Origin of the sequence: Arthrobacter cupressi, assembly GCF_900099975.1 — a bacterium.
GTDB lineage: Bacteria > Actinomycetota > Actinomycetes > Actinomycetales > Micrococcaceae > Arthrobacter > Arthrobacter cupressi.
The window spans coordinates 98,645-119,560 of sequence record NZ_FNEI01000004.1; the positions used below are offsets into that span (position 1 = coordinate 98,645).

The window sequence follows — 20,916 nt, forward strand, 5'->3', positions numbered from 1 at the left end:
GGTTCTGATCAGAACCGTTACCGCGTCTGCCCCGGACTGAACCGGAACAGCCTGCGCAGGGCAGACAGGACTCGAACCTGCAACCTGCGGTTTTGGAGACCGCTGCGCTACCAATTGCGCCACTACCCTATGGAACGAATCCATGTATTTGGGCCACGCCAGAGGCGCGAACCATTGTGATGTTTTTCAACACCGGTGAACCAGTCTACGCAAGAACTTCGCGATAGTCGAACCGGGACAGTTCCGGTGTGTCCGGATATCCCGGCTGCCCGCTGCAGCCGTCACTTTCCCAAGCCGGCCCGCAGGGCGTCCGCAGAACAGCATAGAGTAGATCACGTCGTTTCCCATCATCCAGCTCACGCTGCCAGCGAAGAACGGTCCCACATGCCTGCCGGAACAGCTCCCGCCCGCGTTTCACAGAGAATTTCCGCCATTGCCGAATCCGCCACCCTTGCCGTTGATGCCAAGGCGAAGGCACTCAAGGCCGCCGGCCGTCCCGTCATCGGTTTCGGCGCGGGGGAACCTGATTTCCCCACCCCGGACTACATCGTCAAGGCCGCCATCGAGGCCGCCGGCGACCCCAAGAACCACCGGTACTCCCCCGCAGCCGGGCTGCCGGAACTGAAGAAGGCCATTGCGGAGAAGACCTTCCGCGATTCGGGCTACAAGGTCGAAGCGTCCCAGGTCCTGGTGACCAACGGCGGCAAGCAGGCCGTCTACAACGCGTTCGCCACCCTGCTCGACCCGGGCGATGAGGTCATCATCCCCACCCCGTTCTGGACCACCTACCCGGAGGCCATCCGCCTTGCCGGTGGTGTGCCGGTGGAAGTTTTCGCCGGTCCCGAGCAGGGTTACCTGGTCACCGTGGATCAGCTCGAAGCCGCCCTCACGGACCGGACGAAGATCCTGCTCTTCGTTTCCCCGTCCAACCCCACCGGTGCGGTGTACAGCCCGGAGCAGGTGGCCGAAATTGGCAAGTGGGCTGCTGCGAAGGGTCTTTGGGTGGTCACCGATGAAATCTACGAGCACCTGACCTACGACGGCGTGCCGTTCACCTCGATCGCCACCGCCGCTCCGGAACTCGGCGACAAGGTGGTCATCCTCAACGGTGTGGCCAAGACCTACGCCATGACCGGCTGGCGCGTCGGCTGGATGATCGGCCCGGCCGACGTCATCAAGGCCGCCACCAACCTGCAGTCGCACGCGACCTCCAACGTCTCGAACATCATGCAGATCGCCGCCCTCGCCGCGGTCTCGGGCCCGCTCACCGCCGTCGACGAAATGAAGGTTGCCTTCGACCGCCGCCGGAAAGCGATCGTGGCGGGACTGAACGCGATTGAGGGCGTTGACTGCCCGACGCCGACCGGCGCGTTCTACGTCTACGCCGACGTCCGCGCCCTGCTGGGCAAGGAATTCCCGACGGCGAACGGCCCGGTCCGCCCGTCCACTTCCGCCGAGCTTGCCTCGCTGATCCTGGATGAGGTGGAGGTGGCGATCGTTCCGGGCGAGGCCTTCGGCCCCTCCGGATACGTCCGGCTCTCCTACGCGCTGGGCGACGAGGACCTCGCCGAAGGCGTGCGCCGCCTCCAGGACTTCCTCGGCCAGGCCAAGTAATCAAACATGAAGAACGCCCCCTCCGCCGAGGGGGCGTTCTTCATGTCCCGGGCCAGTTTGCGCCTCACAGCAAGCGGCGTTCGGCCGCCCATTTGGTCAGTTCGTGCCGGCTGGAGAGCTGGAGCTTCCGCAGTACCGCAGAGACGTGCGTTTCCACTGTCTTGATGGAGATGAACAGCTCCTTGGCGACCTCCTTGTAGCTGTAGCCGCGAGCGATGAGCCGCATGACCTCCAATTCGCGGGCGGACAGCCGGTCCAGCTCGTCGTCGGCGATCTCCGCCGGTGACGTTCCGAAGGCGTCCAGCACGAAACCCGCCAGCCGAGGCGAAAACACCGCGTCGCCGTCCGCGACCCGGATCACGGCGTCGGATATCTCGGCCCCGGAAATGGTCTTGGTGACGTAACCGCGGGCGCCCGCCCGGATCACCGCCACCACATCCTCCGCGGCATCGGACACGCTCAGCGCAAGGAAGCTGGTGGTGCCCAGGAGTGGGGCGGACTTGGTGATCACCTCGCGCCCGCCGCCGCCCAGGCCGCCCGGCAGGTGGACATCCAGCAGGACCACCTCCGGCCGCTGTTCGGCGATGACCCGGACGGCGTCGTCCACCGTGCCCGCTTCGCCGACGACGTCGATCCGGGAATCGAGGTCCGCTTTCAGTCCGGAACGGAAAATGGTGTGGTCATCGACCACCACTACGCGGACGCTACGGAGCGCCGTTCCTGCCTCGTTCATGGTTTACCCTCTCCGTTGCGTTCGTCCGGTCCTGCCGCCGCCGGCAGGCTGAGCCGCACTTCGGTTCCGGACGGGCCACTGTCGATCACGGCCGTGCCGCCGTGCCTTTTCATCCGGCCGACAATCGATTCGCGCACGCCCAGGCGGTCCTGCGGGACGGCCGCGGGATCGAACCCCGGCCCCCGGTCCTTGACGAAGACGTCGCTTCCCGTGTCCGAGCTCTCCAGATAGACGGACACCGCGCCACCGCCGTGCCGTGCCGCGTTCAGCATTGCCTCGCGGGCGGCCTGGACCAAGGCTTCGTGCCGCTCCGTCATGGGCGCATCCCCCACGCTGACCACCTCGACCAGGTGCCCGTGGGTGTCTTCCACCTCGGCCGCGACGGCCTTGATCCGGTCCGCCAGGTGCCCGGCGTCGGCGGCCTGGTCCCGGTACAGCCAGCCGCGGAGTTCGCGCTCCTGGGCCCGGGCGAGGCGGATGACGTCCTGCTCCGATCCTGCGCGCCGCTGGATCAGGGCGAGCGTCTGCAGCACGGAATCATGCAGGTGGGCGGCGATCTCCGCCCGCTCGGTTTCCCTGACCCGGCCCGCCCGTTCGTTCTCCAGATCCTTCCAGAACTTGAGGCCCCATGGCAGGAGCACCAGGGCCACGCCGCCGAGCACCGCCACCGAGGCCAGCAGCGCCAGCCAGGTCTGCTCCCAGGAACCCGAGCCGGACACCATGACCAGCACTCCGGCCACGACGAGTGCAAGCCCCGCGGCAAGCCGGACCCAGCCTCCGGCCTGGTCCGCCTTGGTCTTGTCCCTCAGCCCTGCGCGGCGGCTCTCATCCAGTTGCATCCAGGCAATGGCGGCGCCGCCAAGGATGGCCGCCGCCGGAATCAGGGTGCCCAGCGGAAGGTCGACGCCCAGTTGCTGCGCGACGAGGATCCCGGCCACGAACAGGAGCCCGGCACCAAGCAGCAACTCCTTGCCGTACCTGATCCCCCGGCCGGTGAACCACGGTGCAGCCACCCGGACCGATGACAGCCCGCCGGGGGCGGACGCCGCCGCACCCGGGGCAGGCAAACTTACCGCCGGGGCAATGGGCGACGCCGGGCTGCGGGCCGCGCGCCGGGCGCCTTCGTCCGCCGTCGGGACCAGGATCCAGAGCCAGGCATAGAACACCAGCCCGGCACCGCCGGCGAAGGCGGCCAGGAGCATACCGATCCGCAGGTACTTCACTGGCCAGCCCAGGTGCGCCGCGAGGCCGCTGCACACGCCGGCAATCATGCGATCGCCGCTACGGACCAGCGGCGGGCGTGGGGCAGGGCTTGTCATGCTTCCATCCAAACACGGATCAGGGCTCCGCGGCCCTTGGAACCGGGGTATCCCAGGGGTCCCTCAGGGACGGTTCAGGGTATCCCCCAGTAGAGGACGCTGCCGTCCGGGCGGCAGGATCAAGGTATGAACGCGAACAGCACACCCGGAACCCCGGGACAGGGCGAAGCAACCGGCCACAGCGGTGAACCCGGAGCCCGGCCCCCACAAAACTTCTTCGACTGGATCCGCGGCCAGGGCATCGCCCGCGGTCAGGACCGGTGGATCGGCGGCGTTGCCAGCGGCGTCGCCCACCGCTTTGGCGTCGACCCGCTTATTGTCCGCGGCATTTTCGTGGTCCTGGCAATCTTTGCCGGGGTGGGCGTCCTGCTCTACGGCGTGGCCTGGGCCCTGCTGCCGGAACCGGACGGCCGCATCCACGCACAGGAAGCCGGCGCCGGCCGCTGGACCGCAGGCATGACAGGGGCGCTGATCACCACAATCATCGGCCTTCCCGGACTCGGCCGCGGCGTCTGGGGATGGGGCTGGGACGGCGCACCCGGACTCTTCTGGACGCTCTTCTGGGTGGGCGCGGTTGCCTGTCTGGTCTACTTCCTGGTCCAGCGGAACAGGAACCGGAACGGCATACCTACCGTGGGCGCCCCGTATGCTGGTGCACCGTACTACGCCGGACCTGAACCGGGAGCCCCGCAGGGCGGAACCGTCCCGGCGGTGCCGGACATGCATGGCGGCGCAAATGCTTTCGCTGCCCCCGCCACCTCGAACCTGCCGATCCCGGGCGAGGCACCGCCGTCGGGCATCCCGGCAGGGCCGGTCTACGCGGGGCCCGGATACCCGGGTGCCCCGACTCCTCCACAGACCCCGACGCAGCCGCAGTGGAAGGGCGGGCAGCCGCGCGGACCGCGCCGGCAGGGACCCGGGGCGGCGATCATCGCAATTACTGCGGGAGCGGCGCTCCTGGTGGGTGGCACCATCAAACTGCTCGACGCCGGCGGGACCATCCAGCTGGGCGACGCCGCCAATGCGGTGGTCTGGGCGAGCGGTGCCGCGGTGCTCGGTCTCGGGATCCTGGTTGCCGGTCTCCGCGGACGGACTTCCGGATTCCTGGGCTTCCTCGCGGTGATGGCGCTGGTGATCGGCGCGATCTTCAACCTGGTGCCCCGCGGCGACCGGTTCCCCATGGAAAACACCCAATGGATCCCGCTCACCCAGGCCGATGCCAGGGAGGGTTACAACATCACCGGAGCGAACGGGACCGTGGACCTCACCAGGCTGGAACTGGACGAACCGCTGGAATCCGGCCTGGTGGTGCCGCTGGACATCACCGCGAGCAACATCAAGGTGATCATCCCGGACACCGTGCCCGTTGAACTCAAGGCGGACATGACCTTCGCCAACCTCAAGGGCGCCGGAGGGAGCACCGGGAACGCACAGGACGACGAACTGCGGTACTTCAACACCGGCAAGCCCGGTGCCAGCCTGGTCATCGAACTGGACGGCACCTTCAGCAACGTCACTATCCAGGAAGGGAACTGACATGAGCACGCAGGAACCGGGACCGGTCTACGGCTCCAACGCAGGCGGCACCCAGCAGGAGCAGGGTCCCCGGGTCGGCACCGTGGTGTGGGGCTTGGTCGTCGTGGCCCTCGCAGCGTTGATCGTCATCTCCAAGCTCGGACTGGTGGTCCTGAACGCCAACTACGTCCTGATCGGGCTCATGATCGGTGCAGGCGCGGCGCTGATCGTCGGCGGCCTGATCTCGGCCCGTTCACGGAATTCCACGGCAAAGGACGCGGAACAAGACTCCGCGAACGGAAACCTCCCGGGGCAGTAAGCACTTTCGCTCTCCAGCGATTTCCCCTGACCCAGGCGGGTGCCGGTTCCGGCGCCCGCCTGGGGCGTGACAAAGCATCCCGAACAAGGAAGGCTCGAACCATGAACAAATTCTTCAGCATCATCCGAAGCATCGGCCTGAAGCGCGGGCCCCAGCGCTGGCTCGGCGGCGTCTGCGGAGGCATCGCGGCAAAACTGAACGTCGACGTCGCGTATGTCCGCGTCGCTTTCCTGCTCTTCTGCCTCCTGCCGGGGCCCGCTATCGTCGTCTACGTGCTGGCGTGGCTGCTGCTCCCCGCGCAGGACGGAAGCATCGCGCTGGAATCCTTCCTCCAGGAACGCGGCCGCAACCGCCCCTGATTCCGGGGCACGTTCCAGCCGTCCGCGGAGCGAATGTTGCGGCATTGTTTCCGGGAGCTCATCCCTGCCAGCCATCCTCGTTTGTGTCCTACCCCACATTGCCGCCTACAATCTAGGGGAGCTCAGCGTGGCGCTCTGCACGTATACCTCCTAGCCAGGATTTGAGCGCTCATGAAAATTGGAATCCTCACCAGCGGCGGCGACTGCCCCGGACTCAATGCCGTGATCCGCGGTGCTGTCCTGAAGGGCATCGCCATCCACGGACACGAGTTCGTCGGTTTCCGCGACGGCTGGCGTGGCGTGGTCGAGGGCGACATCATCGAAATCCCCCGCACCATGGTCCGCGGCATCGCCAAGCAGGGCGGCACCATCCTGGGCACCTCCCGCACCAACCCCTTCGAAAACGGCGGCGGCCCCGAGGTCATCAAGGGCCACATGGACCGACTCGGCATCGACGCCATGATCGCGATCGGCGGCGAAGGAACCCTGGCTGCGGCCAAGCGGCTGACCGACGCCGGGCTGAAGATCGTGGGCGTGCCCAAGACGGTCGACAACGACCTGGACGCCACCGACTACACCTTCGGCTTCGACACCGCCGTGCAGATCGCCACCGAAGCGATCGACCGGCTGCGCACCACCGGCGAATCCCACCACCGCTGCATGATCGCCGAGGTCATGGGCCGGCACGTCGGCTGGATCGCCCTGCACGCCGGCATGGCCTCCGGCGCCCACGCGATCCTCATCCCCGAACAGAAGGTCTCGATCGACCAGATCACCGAATGGGTCAAGGAAGCCCACGACCGTGGCCGCGCCCCCCTGGTGGTCGTCGCGGAAGGCTTCGTACCGGACCATATGGAGGCCCCGCACTCGGAACGCGGGCTGGACACCTTCGGCCGGCCCCGCCTGGGCGGCATCGCGGACCAGTTGGCCCCGGAAATCGAAGCCCGCACCGGCATCGAAACCCGCGCCACCATCCTTGGCCACATCCAGCGCGGCGGCGTCCCCTCCGCTTTCGACCGCGTCCTGGCCACCCGCCTGGGCATGGCAGCCATCGACTCCGTGGTGGAGGGCCGCTGGGGCACCATGGTGTCGCTCAACGGCACCGACATCGTGCACGTCGGCTTCGAAACGGCCCTGGGCAAGCTCAAGACCGTCCCGCAGCACCGCTACGACGAAGCCGCTGTGCTGTTCGGGTAAGGCTGTGCTGTTCGGGTAAGGCTGTGCTGCTCGGGTAAGGCTGTGCTGTTCGGGTAAGGCTGTGCTGCTCGGGTAAGGCTGTGCTGTTCGGCTAAAGCGAAACACGCCAAACGGGCCCGCACCTTCCGGTGCGGGCCCGTACCGTTCCGTTCCGCTCTGCAGAGGTTCCCGTGTTGCCTAGACTCAAGGCATGGGATTTGCTGAAGGATCTGCCGACATCGTCCTGCTGGCCTGGGCGCGGCATCTCGGATTCGACGACGCCGCGTTCGCGCACGTACGTTTCTCCCCCGAAGCGTCCGGCAGCGAGCGCTTGGTCCGGGAAGATGACGGCTCGGATTCCATCACCTTCGTCAGGCTCTTCGGGCATTCGGCGCTGCTCGGTCCGGCCTGGGCCACCGAAGCTGCCGCAAAGTACAGCGATGAAGAACTTAGCGAACACGCCACCTTGCTGCGCCTGAGCCGGGAGCACGGCGGCCATGGCCTGGGCACCTCGGCCCTGTTGTTCGCCGACGACCTGCCCCTCGCCCACCCCCGCGGCGAAGTGACGGTTTCGCACGGCCACCCCGAGGCCATCGAGCTGGAAGGCATGTGCCCGCCCGACGACGCCAACGAAGCCCGGCTGAACTCCATGACCCACTGCTTCACGGTGATGGATGACTCCGGCGGCAACGGAAGCCCGGTGGCCTGTGGCGCCTATGCGGAGTGGGAGGGCATCCTGGCGGACATGGGTGTCCTGGTCCGGCCGGAACTGCGCCGCCAGGGGCTCGGCACGCTCGCCGCCTCGATCGCTGCCCACGAGGCGCTCGCGTCCGGCCTGACCCTGCAGTGGTGCACCCCGCTCGACAACCGCGGTGCGCTCGGCCTGGCCCGGAGCCTGGGGTTCGCCGACGGCGGCACAGTCACTTCCGTGCTGCTGCGCTAGTGTCCTGTTCCGCGCCGGCCTGCGGGGCAGCGGCGCCCCAGTCCTGGACGGCTTTCGGCTTGCCGAACAGCAGCGCCGCCGCGGCTCCCAGCAGGATCGCGCAGGCGGGCAACAGCACGGACTGGGACATCGCCGTCGAGAACCCGGCGTGCAGGAACTCCGGAAGCTGCCCGCCCTGCGTTCCTTCCCCGGCCGGAGCCCCGCCCGGCAGGGCCGGGAGTTCGGCGGCGAGCCGGGCCTGGATCAACGAGGCGATCGCGGCAGATCCGAGCACCGCGCCGATCTGCCGGGTGGTGTTGAAGACGCCCGATCCGGCCCCTGCCTGGCGCGGCGGGAGGTTGCGCGTGGTGGCGTTGGAAACGGGTCCCCAGATGAAGCCGTTGGCCACGCCTTGCAGGGCGCTCGGAAGCAGGAACATCCAGATGGGGGTCTCGGGCTTGAGGAGGGCGCCGGTCCAGAACAACGCTGCGGACAGGCACACCAGTCCGAACGCGGCGAACCAGCGGGGGTTCACCCGGTCGATCAGCCGGCCGACGAAGGGCGCCAAGGCACCGGAGAGCACGGCCATCGGAATCATGAGGAGGGCCGACTGGGTGGGAGTCAGGCCGCGGACCACCTGATAGTAGAAGATGGTGGGCAGCGGGAACGCCGTGATAGTGAAGCCCACGGCCATGATGGTGGTGTTGCCCAGGGAGAAGTTGCGCTCTTTGAACAGCCCCAGCGGCAGCAGCGGCTCGCCGCCGCGGCGCTCCAGGATCCATTGCCATACCACGAACAGTGCCAGGACCACGAGGCCCGCGATAATAAGTCCCCAGACGGTGACCGGCCCGACCACGGTTCCCCAGCGGTATGTCTGGCCTTCCTGGATGCCGAACACGAGCAGGAACATCCCGACGGCGGAGAGCAGCACGCCCGGGATGTCGAAGCGGTGGCGGTGGGTGCCCAGGGCCGGCACGAAGCGGGTGACCGCGAGGAAGCCGATCAGGCCGATGGGCACGTTGACGAAGAAGATCCATTCCCAGCCCAGGCCGTCCACCAGCACGCCGCCCAGGATCGGGCCGACCAGGATGGCCATGCCGGCGGTGGCGCCCCACAGCCCCATGGCCGCACCACGGCGGTCCGGCGGGAAGATCCGGGTGATGACGGCCATGGTCTGCGGGGTCATCATGGCCGCGCCGAAGCCTTGGACGGCGCGGGCGGCGATCAGCGTGCCGACGTCACCGGAGAGGCCGCACCACAGGGAGGCCAGGGTGAAGACCACCAGGCCGGAGAGGTAGAGGTTTTTCGGACCGAAGCGGTCCCCGAGCCGCCCGGTGATGAGCAGCGGGACGGCGTAGGCGAGGAGGTATGCGCTCGTCACCCAGATGACGGCGTTGATGTCGGCGTTGAGTCCCTCCATGATCCGCGGGTTTGCCACGGAAACGATGGTTGAGTCGATCAGGATCATGAAGAAACCGATGACGAGGGACCATAGGGCAGGCCAGGGTTTGGCTACTTGTTCCATGGTTTTCCTTAGTCTTTTGTGCCTGCTGTTCCTCGAGCGCAGTGAGCCGCGTGTGCAGCTGTTCGAGGACGACGCCGGACGCCAGGTTGTGTGCCTCGGCGATCGCATGCGGGAACACCGGGCCGCCGCTATGGCCACCTAGCCCCGGCTGAAGGGCCGTCAGCCCAGAAGCTGCAGGATCTCGGCCCGGCCGAACATGCGGGCGGCTTCCCGCGCGGTCGGGGACCCGGCGTCGGGATCCGCCCCGGCATCGATCAGCACCCGGACTACATCCAGGTACCCCTTGAACACCGCCCCGGCGAGCGGCGTCTGGCCGCGTTCGTTGGGCGCGGAGGCATCCGCGCCGTGATGCAGCAGGAGCTGCACTGTTTCCGCATGGCCGTGGTACGCGGCGAGCATCAGCAGGGAATCCCCGGCAGGATTGCTGATCCCGGCCGGGGCTCCGGCGTCGAGGTAGCTGCGCAGCACGGGGTTGTCCCCCTCGCGGGCGGCGTGGAACAAAGCGTCCGCCAGGGCGGCGTCTTCGTCTTCGGCGCTCCGGTTTTCGGGTGTTTCGCTCATCGGTGTGGTCCCTTCAGGAATCCGCTCTGGCGCCCCACCACCTGGCCGGCGTCGGGTGCGACGATCACTTCCTGGGCCGCGGCATACTGTTCGCCGCCGTCCTGCACGGCCAGCACCTCGGCGGGGTCAACCGACCGTTTGATGAGCGCCAGCCCCACCGCGCCCATTTCATAGTGCTGGGCCACGGAAGTCAGGGTGCCCACCTTGCGCTCGCCGGCGAGCACGTCGCTTCCGGCCTCCGGCAGGGTGTGCTGGGAGCCGTCCAGCTGCAGGAAAACCAGGCGCCGCGGCGGGTGCCCGAGGTTGTGGACCCGTGCGATGGTTTCCTGGCCCTTGTAGCAGCCCTTGGCCAGATGCACCGAGGTGCGCAGGAGGTCCAGCTCATGCGGGATCACCCGGTCGTCGGTCTCCGCGCCAAGCCGTGGGCGCCAGGCCGCGATCCGGAGCGCTTCGGAGGCCATGGTCCCCGCCAGCGCCAGGCCCTCCACCGCGTCCTCGAGCTCGGTGGCCGGGATCAGGTATTCGAACCAGGGACGGTCCAGTCCGGGGTGTTCGCCCTCGGCGACCATGCTGTAGGAGTATCCGCCGGCGCCCACGTGCGGCCAGGGGTCTTCCCAGGCGATCCGGTCCGCCCAGGCGTCCACCGGCCTGGTGGAACCCACCGTGGCCCACTCGGCCGAGACATCCGCGATCTCCACGCGCAGCATGAATTTCATCTTGGTCAGCCATTCGGCCAGCGGACCCGCCTCGGCGGCCTCGACCAGCAGCCAGGCGGTGCCGCCGTCGTCCACGATCCGCGCGTCGAACTCGATCCTGCCCTGCACCGTCAACAGCAGCAGTTCGCTCGACACCCGCGGCGGCAGGTTCGTCACCTGCTGCGAGGAGAGGGTGTTGAGCCAGCTGAGCCGGTCCGGCCCGGTAACGGTCACAACGCCGCGGTGCGAGAGATCGACGACGGCGGTCCCGGCGGCCAGGGCGCGCTGCTCACGCAGCGGCTCGCCGTAGTGGGCGGCAACGCCGGAATCGGCGCCGCCGCCTTCGACGGCGCCGGGGCGCGACAACAGAGGGCTTTTGTAAGTCATATCCAGTAGAAGTCCTTTGGGCCTAGCGGTATTCCGGATTTTCAAAGTCAAAGCGGGTTCCGGCTTTCCACTCGGCCGGCAGGTTTCCGTACGCCGGGATGCCGCCGGCGTCCTTGAGCAGTCGGGCCAGGTGGAGCAGGTTCCAGGTCATGAAGGTGGTGTTCCTGTTGGTGAAGTCGCTTTCCGGGCCGCCGGAGCCTTCGTCCAGGTAGCTCGGCCCCGGGCCCACCGCGCCGATCCAGCCGGCGTCGGCCTGGGGCGGGATGGTGAATCCGACGTGCTGGAGGCTGTACAGCACGTTCATGGCACAGTGCTTGATGCCGTCCTCGTTGCCCGTGATGAGGCAGCCGCCGACCTTCGGGTAGTACGCCCACTGGCCCTTGTTGTTGAGCTGGCCGGAGTGCGCATAGAGGCGTTCGATGACCTTCTTGGTCTGGGAGGAGTTGTCGCCCAGCCAGATGGGGCCGGCGAGCACCACGATGTCCGCCTCCTGGACCGCGGGATACAGTTCGGGCCACTCATCGCTGGCCCAACCGTGTTCGCGCATGTCCGGATAGACGCCGGGGGCAATGTCGTGGTCCACAGTGCGGATAACCCGGGTGCTGACGCCCTGCTTTTCCATAATGCGGCGGCTGACCTCGATCAGTCCCCCGGTATTGCTGAGCTGAGGCGAAGGTTTCAGGGTGCCGTTGAAAAAGACAGCCTTGAGCCCGTTATGACCGCCCGGTTTCGTGTGTTCAACCATCGCTTCGTTCCCCTTGTAGCCGCGCGAGCCTGGATAGGAACCATAGTGCCCGGGAACGGCCGCACAGGAAACGCCGCCCGGCAACGCGCTTCAGGAACGCCCGGGCGCGAAACCTTGGGTTTAGGAGACCTTGTGGTTCAGGAGACCTTGTTCAGGAACGCCGAGGCGTGGGCTTCGAGGGACTTGCCCGGGGTGGAGACGTCCCAGCGCCACAGCAGGTTGCCGTCCACCAGGCCGAAAATCCTGGTGGCCGCCGTGTATTCCTTCGAATGACTGCCCCGCATCACCATGTCGGTGCTGAGCTGGATCTGCGGGCCCTTGATCTGGCCGTAGTAGAGCTCGGTGATACCGCCCGGGTGCGTGATAGTGACCGAAAGGTCAAAGCCGCCGTCGGCATTGCGGCGGGCTTCGACGTCGTCGGCGTTCTTCAGCACAGGGACCATTTCCGCGGGAACCAGCCCGGGGCCGCCGTCGGCCTCAACCAGTTCCCGCTCAAGCGCCCAGAACCCGGTTTCGACCGTCAGTGGCCGAAGCTTGGTGCCGTGCTCGTCACTGAGCCAGCTTTCGGCGCGGTATTGCAGGTACGGCAGGCCGTTGTGGGTGAAGGAGACGTGCTGGATGAAATGTTCGGAATCCTCTTCACCGCTGCCCAGCCGTCCGCGGCCTTCCCACTCACCAATGAGCCAGGACAGGGGAACGAGTTCGGGTGTCAGATCCGTGGGAATTTCGAAGGGCACGGCAGTTCTACCTCAGCGCGACAGGGAATCGGTTACTTCTGGCCCTTGAACAGGCGGTACACGACGAAGCCCGCGAACCAGGCCATGGAGATGCTGGCCAGGCCGAGCAGGACGAGGAAGAAGATTTCAAAGGCAACAACAGACATGATGCCATCCTAGCGGTTAGTAGATGAGTAGTTTGTCGATGAAGTAGCAAAGCGAGCCCACGGCCCACACCGGCGCCACGCCCATGCCCACGACGGCGGCCAGGTTCAGCCGGCCCGGCCGCAGCGTGACCATGCGCCGGAAACTCAGGAGCACTGAACCCATCACCACGCCCACCACGGCCGCGGCCGGCACGGAAATATTGGAGAACACCAAACCGGCGAGCGGGGCCACCAGCCCGGCGGCGGCGATTCCCAACGGGGCCACGATCCGGTCGGGCCAGCGGAGCAGCCCCGTCAGCAGGGCCACAGCCGCACTAAGCCCGGCCACCAGCACCATCTCCTGCACACCGTTGAATCGCACGCTGGCGATCCAGCCCGCCCCGAGGCAACTGAGCAGAACCCCGGCGCAGCTGCCGAGGGTCGATTCGAGGCGCTGGGCCTGGCCCGTTCCGCGGACCAACTGGACGATGAATACCGCGATGACGCCCGCCGCGATGAACGCGGGAACGTAATCAAGGAATCCCGGCGCGGGAGCGAAGGCGGCTGCGATCGCGGAGCCCATCCCGCTGAGCCCGATGACCGCCGCGAGGGTCTTCTTCGCCGGCACGGCCAGGAAATGCGGCCAGCCGATTCCGACGGCGGCCGCCGCCACGATCCCGACGCCCACCATGACGGCGCCAGTGGTGTACGAGCCGGCAACGATGACCGCGAGTATGGCGAGGCCAACCACGCCGATGCTCCAAGACTTCACTGCATTCCTGACTTCATTGCGGCCTGCGTTCTTCGGCGGCCCGGGGTTGAATATCCTTCGCCCATCCTGCCCTATGCGACAGAAATATGTCGCCGAAGTTGCGGCAGGCGGCCCCAATCCATGTTCTGGATTCGCCCGGCGGGTATACTCAACTGTCAACAGCGTTTGAGTTGCCGGGTCCTTCCGAAGGTCCCTCCTCCGGGGTAACCGGCTTCCACGACGCAGTCAGACGCCGGTGGAATTCCGGTCCAGACGCCCGATGATGCGCGGCCCGCCCCTTGGAGGAACTATGTCGCACATCCTGCTCCTGACGAACAGCCCCGGCTCGTCCGTGGACATCCTGCCGGCGCTGGAACTGTTGAACCACCGTGTGCACATCCTGCCTGCAGAACCCACGGCGCTGCTGGACACCGACCCCACCGACGTCGTCTTCCTGGATGCCCGCAAGGACCTCGTGGGCGCCCGCTCGCTGACTCAGCTGCTGAAAGCCACGGGCCTCAGCGCTCCCCTGATGCTGATCCTCACCGAGGGCGGCATGGCCGCCGTGTCCTCGGCCTGGTCAGTTGACGACATCGTGCTCGACTCCGCCGGCCCCGCCGAAGTCGAAGCACGCATCCGGCTGGCCATGGCCCGGGCGGTCCCGGAGGAAGAGGAAACCCAGAGCGAAATCCGGGCGGCCGGCGTCGTGATCGATGAAGCGAGCTATACCGCACGGGTCAGCGGACAGCCGCTGAACCTGACCTTCAAGGAATTCGAACTCCTTAAGTACCTCGCCCAGCATCCCGGCCGTGTATTCACCCGGCAGCAGCTCCTGACCGAAGTGTGGGGCTATGACTACTACGGCGGCACCCGCACGGTGGACGTCCACATCCGGCGCCTGCGCGCCAAGCTTGGCGCCGACCATGAGAACCTCATCAGCACGGTGCGCAACGTCGGCTACCGGCTGACCCTCGTCAGGCTGCCGGACGACGAGCTTTCCGACGCCTAAGGCTCGTTCCTTCCTTAAACCAAAAGGCCCGGACACAGTCCGGGCCTTCCTGTATTCGTAGTGGAGGACATACGGGTCGAACGTATCGAGGCCGCCCCACTGGCGGATCCCCCTCGTATTCCTGCTCCGAAGAGCCGGACGAGATATAGACCTTACAGGGCCGCCGCAGTTCCGGCAAAACGAACTACACCGATGTATTCCGCGGCAGGACGTATAGCCTTGCTGCATGAGTCTTGCGCATCCGGAAAAATGGCCGGTCCTCGCCCTCAACGGCGCAGCGGACCCGGAACTGCTCAGGGACATCAAAGCCCTGGCCGCAGCCGCCGAGGAGGCGGACGGCAACCCGCCGCTGTCCGAACAGACCCTGGTGCTGCTGCGGGGTGCCGGCTCCTCGGACCACCTGCTCACAACACTGGCCCTGTACGCCCCGGATGAGGACAGCGATCCCTCCAGCGGCGAGGATCTGGCGGGGGTCGCCGTCGTTGTCGGGGAGCCGGACGGCACCGGGGTCCTGGAAATGGCAGTGCATCCCAGCTATCGCAGCCAGGGCGTTGCCGGCCGCCTGCTCGGCTACCTGCAGGACACCCGCGGCCTGCGCGGACTGAGCGCCTGGTCCCACGGGGACCACGCCGCGGCCGCAAAACTGGCTGCGCGCTTTTCCTACAAGCCGGTCCGGGAGTTGTGGCGGATGCGCCTGATGGCGTCCGTGGCGGAAATGCCCGACGCCGGTCTCCCGGACGGAGTCACCCTCCGAGCCTTCGTGCCGGGCCAGGATGAAGGCGCCTGGCTGGCAGCCAACAAGGCGGCGTTCGCGCACCACCCCGAACAAGGCTCCATGACCCGGGCCGACCTCGAAGCAAGGATGGATGAAGACTGGTTCGACCCGGCAGGTTTCCTGCTGGCCGAAAACGAAGCCGGTGAACTGCTTGGCTTCCACTGGACAAAGGTTCACCCCGGACACGGCGGACACCCGCCGATCGGCGAGGTGTACGTGGTGGGCGTGACTCCCGCCGCCCAGGGCCTGGGCCTTGGCAAAGCACTGACCGTTGCCGGGATCCGGCACCTGGAGCAGCACGAGCTGCACGCGGTGATGCTGTACGTCGATGCGGACAACACCGCGGCCGTGACGCTTTACCAGAAACTCGGTTTTGTCCGCTGGGATGCGGATGTCATGTACGGGCCGTTAACAGAAAATTAACGTGCTGCGGACAAGCCGCTTCACGCACCGGTCATGGGGAATTCCGGAAGGCGGAGATACTTGTAGGGTTGAAGGAAACCCGCCCTGAATGAAGGAGAATCCGATGAACCCGGAACCGGCAGGAACAGCCAAGACCGAGGTCAAAGGCTCTACCTTGCCTCCCCGCTTCGGCTCCTCCGAGGTACCCGCATCCAGGGCCACGCAGGACCGCATCGACATCCCCGAGTTCGCCCCGTCCCTGGAACCGGAAGGCGACATTTCGCCGGACCGCTTCCTGGACCGTGAACTGAGCTGGCTGGCCTTCAACGCCCGCGTTCTGGAACTTGCCGAGGACCCGGATCTCTTCCTCCTGGAGCGGGTCAACTTCCTGTCGATCTTCGCGTCCAACCTGGACGAATTCTTCATGGTCCGGGTGGCGGGCCTGAAGCGCCGCATCGCCACCGGCCTGGCGGTGCCCTCCCCCGCCGGGCTGAGCCCCATCGAGGTCCTCGAGCAGATCGGCGAGGCCGCCCACAAGCTGCAGGAGCGCCACGCCCGCGTGTTCGCGGAGCAGATCCGCCCGGCCCTGGCCTACGAGCACATCCACCTCATGCATTGGGATGAGCTGGACGATGAAGCCCAGCACCGCCTGAGCACCATGTTCAGCGAGAAGGTCTTCCCGATCCTCACCCCTCTCGCCGTGGACCCCGCCCACCCGTTCCCGTACATTTCCGGACTGTCCCTGAACCTCGCGGTCATCGTCCGGAACCCCGTGAGCGACAAGGAACTGTTCGCCCGCGTGAAGGTGCCGGACCAGCTTCCCCGCCTGATCTCCATCGACGGCCCGCGCGCCGGCGCCATCCCGGGCCGCGTGGCCCGCTTCATCGCCCTCGAAGAAGTCATCGCCGTCCACCTGGACAAGCTCTTCCCGGGCATGGAAGTGGTGGAACACCACAGCTTCCGCGTCACCCGCAACGAGGACGTGGAGGTTGAAGAAGACGACGCCGAGAACCTCCTGCAGGCCCTAGAGAAGGAACTGCTGCGCCGCCGCTTTGGCCCGCCCGTCCGGCTCGAGGTCACCACGGACATCAACCCGAACATCCGGGCGCTCCTGATCCGCGAACTGGGCATCGAGGAGTCCGAGGTCTACTCGGTCCCGGCCCCGCTGGACCTGCGCGGCCTGTCCGTGATCGCCGGAATCGACCGTGCGGACCTGCACTACCCGAAGCACGTGCCGCACACCTCCCGGTACCTGAACGAGTCTGAAACGTCCAAGGCCGCCAATGTCTTCGCAGCCATGCGCCGCCGGGACATCCTGCTGCACCACCCCTACGACTCCTTCTCGACGTCGGTCCAGGCCTTCCTGGAGCAGGCCGCCTCGGACCCGAAGGTCCAGGCCATCAAGCAGACCCTCTACCGCACTTCCGGCGACTCGCCGATCGTGGACGCCCTGATCGACGCCGCCGAGGCAGGCAAGCAGGTCCTGGCCCTGGTGGAAATCAAGGCCCGCTTCGACGAACAGGCCAACATCTCCTGGGCGCGGAAGCTGGAGCAGGCAGGCGTGCACGTGGTGTACGGCATCGTGGGACTCAAGACCCACTGCAAGCTCTCCCTCGTGGTCCGCCAGGAGGTGGACGGCCTGCGCCGTTACTGCCACATCGGCACCGGCAACTACCACCCCCGCACGGCCCGCTACTACGAGGACCTCGGCCTGCTCACCTCCAACGACCAGGTGGGCGAAGACCTGTCCAAGCTCTTCAACCAGCTCTCCGGCTACGCGCCGAAGTCCACCTTCAAGCGGCTCCTGGTGGCTCCGCGGTCCGTCCGGTCCGGGCTGATCGACCGGATCGAAACCGAGATCAGCAACGCCCGCGCCGGGCTGCCTGCGCGGGTGCAGATCAAGGTCAACTCCATGGTGGACGAGGCCATCATCGACTCCCTGTACCGGGCATCGCAGGCGGGGGTGAAGGTGGACGTGCTGGTGCGCGGCATCTGCTCGCTCCGGCCGGGCGTTCCGGGCCTGAGCGAAAACATCACGGTCCGCTCCGTGCTGGGCCGCTTCCTGGAACACTCCCGCGTCTTCGCCTTCGCCAACGGCAACTCCCCCGTGGTCTACATCGGCTCGGCGGACATGATGCACCGCAACCTGGACCGCCGGGTGGAAGCCCTGGTGCAGTTGTCCAGCCGCGAAGACACCGCCGAGGTCCTGGACCTGCTGCGGCGCTACCTCGATCCCGGGACCTCCAGCTGGCACCTGGACAACGAAGGCCACTGGACCCGCCACCACCTGGCCGAGGATGGGACTCCCCTGCTGGACATCCAGTCCTGGCTTCTGGCATCCCGCTCCCGCCAGCGCGCAGTTTCCCGGCGGTAGGCAGCAGCAGTGAAGAGCGATACACCGATCGCGGACCAGACCGACCATCCCGGCGAGGAAGTCGCGGTTACCGCGGCGGGGGCGATCCCCTGGCGCTTGAACAAGGGCGCCCTTGAGGTGCTGCTGATCCATCGGCCCAAGTACGACGATTGGTCCTGGCCAAAGGGCAAGATCGACGCCGGGGAGACAATCCCCCAGTGCGCGGTGCGCGAGATCTCGGAAGAGATCGGCATCCAGGCAACCCTGGGCATCCCCCTGCCGCCCATCCACTACCACGTCACTGCCGGCCTGAAGGTGGTCCACTACTGGGCTGTGCACCTGAACGCTGCCCTGCTCAACGGCAACGGCATCAAGCCTGACGGCAAGGAAGTCGACGCGGTGATGTGGGCAGGTCCCGAGCGGGCGGCCCAGTACCTGAGCAATCCCAGCGACGTCGCGCCGCTCAAGGAACTTGCGAAGGCCCACGCCAACAATGAGCTGGATACCTGGCCCCTGATCCTGGTCCGGCATGCCAAGGCCAAGCCTCGGTCCTCGTGGACCAAGGCCGAAGGCAGCCGTCCGCTCGCCGCGACCGGACAGCGGCAGGCCCTTGCCGTGCAACGGCTGTTGGACGCGTGGAAACCGCCGCGGATCGTCACCAGCCCCTGGACCCGGTGCGTTGCGACGATTGCCCCCTACGCGAAGGCCGCCGGCGCCAAGGTCAAGCTGGTGGACGCGCTGACCGAGCACGCCCACGAACGCAAGCCCAAGAAGACGGGCGACACCGTCTCGGCCCTGTTCGACAAGCAGCAGCCGGTCGCCGTATGCACGCACCGGCCTGCACTGCCGACCATCCTCAAAACGCTGGCCGGGCACATGGGTCCCGAACTCCGCGCGCTTCTTCCGCGGGAGGATCCGTACCTCGCGCCGGGCGAAATGATCGTCTGCCATGTGTCGCGGGGCAACGGCGGGCGGGTTGTCGCCGTCGAGCAGTTCAAACCCTTCGACGACTAAGAGCCGGCCCGGTTGACTCCGGTTCCCGCGGCCCTGGCGACACGCCGACGGCGGACGTGCTGGCCGCCGTCGACCGCATGGCGGACGCGGCCCGCACGGCAGGACTCGACGCAGACGCCGTGATCGGGCTGCTCAACGGGCGGCTAAAGTAAGCTGGACCCGTGAGCATCCCCACCCCTTACGAAGACCTTCTCCGCGATGTCCTGGCCAACGGAACCCACAAGTCGGACCGCACCGGGACCGGCACACGGAGTGTTTTCGGACGCCAGCTGCGCTTCGACCTGAGCCAGGGCTTCCCGCTCATCACCACCAAGCGCGTGCATTTCAAGTCCCTCGCGCTGGAGCTGCTGTGGTTCCTTCGCGGGGAGTCGAACGTGAAGTGGCTCCAGGAGCAGGGCGTCACCATCTGGGACGAATGGGCGGACGCCGACGGCGAGCTCGGCCCCGTATACGGCGTGCAGTGGCGCAGTTGGCCCACCCCGGACGGCGGCCACGTGGACCAGATCGCCGGACTCATGAAGGGCCTGGCTGAGAACCCGGATTCGCGCCGCCACCTGGTGTCGGCCTGGAACGTGTCCGAAATCAAGGACATGGCCCTTCCGCCGTGCCACGCGTTCTTCCAGTTCTACGTGGCGGACGACAGACTCTCCTGTCAGCTTTACCAGCGCTCGGCCGACATGTTCCTGGGGGTGCCGTTCAACATCGCCTCCTACGCCCTCCTCACGATGATGGTGGCGCAGCAGCTCGGCCTGGAGCCCGGTGAGTTCGTCTGGACCGGCGGGGACGTGCACATCTACGACAACCACGTGGATCAGGTCACCGAGCAGCTCGGCCGCGAACCCTACGAGTACCCGCAGTTGCGCTTCACCCGGAAGCCCGAGTCGATCTTCGACTACCGCTTCGAGGACTTCGAGGTGGTCGGCTACCGGCACCACCCCGCCATCAAGGCACCGGTGGCCGTATGAGCGCCGCAGGATCCCCCGACGGCCGGGAGTTGGCATCCCAGATCGGCATGGTCTGGGCCCAGACTTCGCAGGGCGTCATCGGCCGGGACGGCACCATGCCCTGGCATGTGCCCGAAGACCTCAAGCACTTCAGCGCGCTGACCACCGGCCACCCCGTCATCATGGGCCGCAAAACCTGGGAGTCGTTCCCGGAAAAGTACCGGCCGCTGCCCGGGCGGACGAACATCGTGGTGACCCGGCAGGAAGGTTGGGCCGGCACACCCGAGGCGGAGGGCGCCGTCGTCGTGTCCTCGCTGGACGAGGCGCTGCTGGAGTCTCAGTTCGCTCCCGGCAACGCGATGGTCTGGATCGTGGGCGGCGGCGAAATCTACCGGCAGTCGATGGAGCTCGCCGACGTCGCCGTGGTCACCGTGATCGATTCCGACACCGACGGCGATACGTACGCGCCTGAGCTCGGGGAGCGCTGGGAACTTGCCTCCAGCGAACCGGACGAAGGCTGGCTCGAATCCAAGAGCGGCACCAACTACCGGATCACCACGTGGCGCCGGACGGAAGACTGAGAAATGCTGAAGAAACCTGAAACCCTGTTCGTGCTCGGCTACATGCTGCTGCCCCTGCTTGCCCTCGTGTCCGCGATCGTGGGGCTCACCATGATCCTGGGCGGCAACAAGATCGTGGGCATCATCGTGCTGGTGGTGGTCACCCAGGTGTTCACCTTCGGTGCTTTCTTCGCGGTGCGGGCACGCAAGGCGGCTCTGTTGCAGGAAAGCGACAGCTAGCATTAAGCCGCCGGCAGAGGACTTATCCACAGGGACAGAAGTCCCCATCGCGGCCACATCCCGGAAAACCCTACAGTCAAAGGGCCTTCCCAAGCCTCGTTATGGCGTTACCGACGATCAGGCACGGAGATGGTTC

Annotated in this window: 22 protein-coding genes and 1 tRNA gene; 14 read left to right on the top strand and 9 right to left on the bottom strand. The window is 66.8% G+C overall.

Features of this window, described 5'->3' with window-relative positions; genetic code table 11:
- Positions 1-56 precede the first annotated feature (56 nt).
- A tRNA-Trp gene (locus BLP88_RS06405) sits at positions 57-129 on the bottom strand.
- Between the two features lie 255 nt (positions 130-384).
- Here BLP88_RS06405 and BLP88_RS06410 point away from each other — a divergent pair.
- Positions 385-1,614: a pyridoxal phosphate-dependent aminotransferase gene (locus BLP88_RS06410; protein WP_074587840.1), complete on the top strand. Its 1,230-nt coding sequence runs from the start codon at positions 385-387 to the stop codon at positions 1,612-1,614.
- A gap of 64 nt (positions 1,615-1,678) precedes the next feature.
- On the opposite strand, the gene BLP88_RS06415 is transcribed toward BLP88_RS06410, so the two are convergent.
- Both BLP88_RS06415 and BLP88_RS06420 read right to left on the bottom strand, forming a co-directional pair.
- Positions 1,679-2,347: a LuxR C-terminal-related transcriptional regulator gene (locus tag BLP88_RS06415; RefSeq protein ID WP_074587841.1), complete on the bottom strand. Its 669-nt coding sequence runs from the start codon at positions 2,345-2,347 to the stop codon at positions 1,679-1,681.
- Positions 2,344-3,666, bottom strand: coding sequence for an ATP-binding protein (locus BLP88_RS06420; RefSeq protein ID WP_074587843.1), 1,323 nt, complete (start codon positions 3,664-3,666; stop codon positions 2,344-2,346). Before BLP88_RS06420 ends, BLP88_RS06415 begins: the two co-directional genes overlap by 4 nt.
- Positions 3,667-3,792: 126 nt before the next feature.
- On the opposite strand from BLP88_RS06420, the gene BLP88_RS06425 reads away from it, so the two are divergent.
- From BLP88_RS06425 to BLP88_RS06445, 5 genes are all read left to right on the top strand, one after another.
- Positions 3,793-5,202, top strand: a complete 1,410-nt coding sequence (locus BLP88_RS06425; RefSeq protein WP_084110870.1) for a PspC domain-containing protein — start codon at positions 3,793-3,795, stop codon at positions 5,200-5,202.
- A 1-nt stretch (position 5,203) separates the two neighbouring features.
- Complete coding sequence (locus BLP88_RS06430; RefSeq protein ID WP_074587845.1) at positions 5,204-5,500, top strand: hypothetical protein; 297 nt, start codon at positions 5,204-5,206, stop codon at positions 5,498-5,500.
- 101 nt (positions 5,501-5,601) lie between these two features.
- Entirely contained in the window at positions 5,602-5,859 is a 258-nt protein-coding gene (locus tag BLP88_RS06435) for a PspC domain-containing protein (protein ID WP_074587846.1), read from the top strand.
- Between the two features lie 171 nt (positions 5,860-6,030).
- Positions 6,031-7,056 carry a 6-phosphofructokinase gene (locus tag BLP88_RS06440; protein WP_074587847.1) on the top strand — a complete coding sequence of 342 codons (1,026 nt, stop codon included), beginning with the start codon at positions 6,031-6,033 and terminating at the stop codon, positions 7,054-7,056.
- 190 nt (positions 7,057-7,246) lie between these two features.
- Positions 7,247-7,978, top strand: coding sequence for a GNAT family N-acetyltransferase (locus BLP88_RS06445; RefSeq protein ID WP_074587849.1), 732 nt, complete (start codon positions 7,247-7,249; stop codon positions 7,976-7,978).
- On the opposite strand, the gene BLP88_RS06450 is transcribed toward BLP88_RS06445, so the two are convergent.
- Positions 7,956-9,482, bottom strand: a complete 1,527-nt coding sequence (locus BLP88_RS06450) for a DHA2 family efflux MFS transporter permease subunit (RefSeq protein ID WP_074587850.1) — start codon at positions 9,480-9,482, stop codon at positions 7,956-7,958. The two genes, BLP88_RS06445 and BLP88_RS06450, sit on opposite strands and share 23 nt — an antisense overlap.
- On the opposite strand from BLP88_RS06450, the gene BLP88_RS18930 reads away from it, so the two are divergent.
- On the top strand, positions 9,481-9,624 hold the full coding sequence (locus tag BLP88_RS18930; RefSeq protein WP_175453506.1) for a hypothetical protein: 144 nt from the start codon (positions 9,481-9,483) through the stop codon (positions 9,622-9,624). The genes BLP88_RS06450 and BLP88_RS18930 overlap by 2 nt on opposite strands.
- A gap of 17 nt (positions 9,625-9,641) precedes the next feature.
- Here BLP88_RS18930 and BLP88_RS06455 read toward each other — a convergent pair whose 3' ends face one another.
- The 5 genes from BLP88_RS06455 to BLP88_RS06475 form a co-directional block, all read right to left on the bottom strand.
- Positions 9,642-10,043, bottom strand: coding sequence for an ankyrin repeat domain-containing protein (locus BLP88_RS06455; protein ID WP_074587851.1), 402 nt, complete (start codon positions 10,041-10,043; stop codon positions 9,642-9,644).
- Positions 10,040-11,125 carry a CAF17-like 4Fe-4S cluster assembly/insertion protein YgfZ gene (ygfZ, locus tag BLP88_RS06460; RefSeq protein ID WP_074587853.1) on the bottom strand — a complete coding sequence of 362 codons (1,086 nt, stop codon included), beginning with the start codon at positions 11,123-11,125 and terminating at the stop codon, positions 10,040-10,042. Before ygfZ ends, BLP88_RS06455 begins: the two co-directional genes overlap by 4 nt.
- A 22-nt stretch (positions 11,126-11,147) precedes the next feature.
- Positions 11,148-11,870: a flavodoxin family protein gene (locus BLP88_RS06465; protein WP_074588100.1), complete on the bottom strand. Its 723-nt coding sequence runs from the start codon at positions 11,868-11,870 to the stop codon at positions 11,148-11,150.
- 137 nt (positions 11,871-12,007) lie between these two features.
- A complete protein-coding gene (locus tag BLP88_RS06470; protein ID WP_074587854.1) occupies positions 12,008-12,607 on the bottom strand; it encodes a nitrobindin family protein in 600 nt (199 codons plus the stop codon).
- Positions 12,608-12,769: 162 nt separating this feature from the next.
- Positions 12,770-13,504 (bottom strand): permease, encoded by a 735-nt coding sequence (locus BLP88_RS06475; protein WP_074587855.1) that lies wholly within the window; start codon positions 13,502-13,504, stop codon positions 12,770-12,772.
- Positions 13,505-13,793: 289 nt separating this feature from the next.
- Between BLP88_RS06475 and BLP88_RS06480 the strand changes: the two genes are divergently transcribed.
- From BLP88_RS06480 to BLP88_RS06510, 7 genes are all read left to right on the top strand, one after another.
- Positions 13,794-14,492, top strand: coding sequence for a winged helix-turn-helix transcriptional regulator (locus BLP88_RS06480; protein WP_070350330.1), 699 nt, complete (start codon positions 13,794-13,796; stop codon positions 14,490-14,492).
- A gap of 226 nt (positions 14,493-14,718) precedes the next feature.
- Entirely contained in the window at positions 14,719-15,690 is a 972-nt protein-coding gene (mshD, locus tag BLP88_RS06485) for a mycothiol synthase (RefSeq protein ID WP_074587857.1), read from the top strand.
- 103 nt (positions 15,691-15,793) lie between these two features.
- Positions 15,794-18,043 carry an RNA degradosome polyphosphate kinase gene (locus BLP88_RS06490; RefSeq protein ID WP_074588101.1) on the top strand — a complete coding sequence of 750 codons (2,250 nt, stop codon included), beginning with the start codon at positions 15,794-15,796 and terminating at the stop codon, positions 18,041-18,043.
- Between the two features lie 9 nt (positions 18,044-18,052).
- A complete protein-coding gene (locus tag BLP88_RS06495; RefSeq protein WP_074587859.1) occupies positions 18,053-19,036 on the top strand; it encodes an NUDIX hydrolase in 984 nt (327 codons plus the stop codon).
- Positions 19,037-19,197: 161 nt separating this feature from the next.
- Entirely contained in the window at positions 19,198-20,001 is an 804-nt protein-coding gene (locus tag BLP88_RS06500; protein ID WP_074587861.1) for a thymidylate synthase, read from the top strand.
- The gene (locus tag BLP88_RS06505) at positions 19,998-20,561 is read left to right on the top strand and encodes a dihydrofolate reductase (protein ID WP_074587863.1); all 564 of its coding nucleotides are present in this window, start codon (positions 19,998-20,000) and stop codon (positions 20,559-20,561) included. The genes BLP88_RS06500 and BLP88_RS06505 overlap by 4 nt, the downstream gene beginning before the upstream one ends.
- A 3-nt stretch (positions 20,562-20,564) precedes the next feature.
- Positions 20,565-20,780: an NF038396 family protein gene (locus BLP88_RS06510; protein WP_074587865.1), complete on the top strand. Its 216-nt coding sequence runs from the start codon at positions 20,565-20,567 to the stop codon at positions 20,778-20,780.
- Positions 20,781-20,916: the final 136 nt, after the last annotated feature.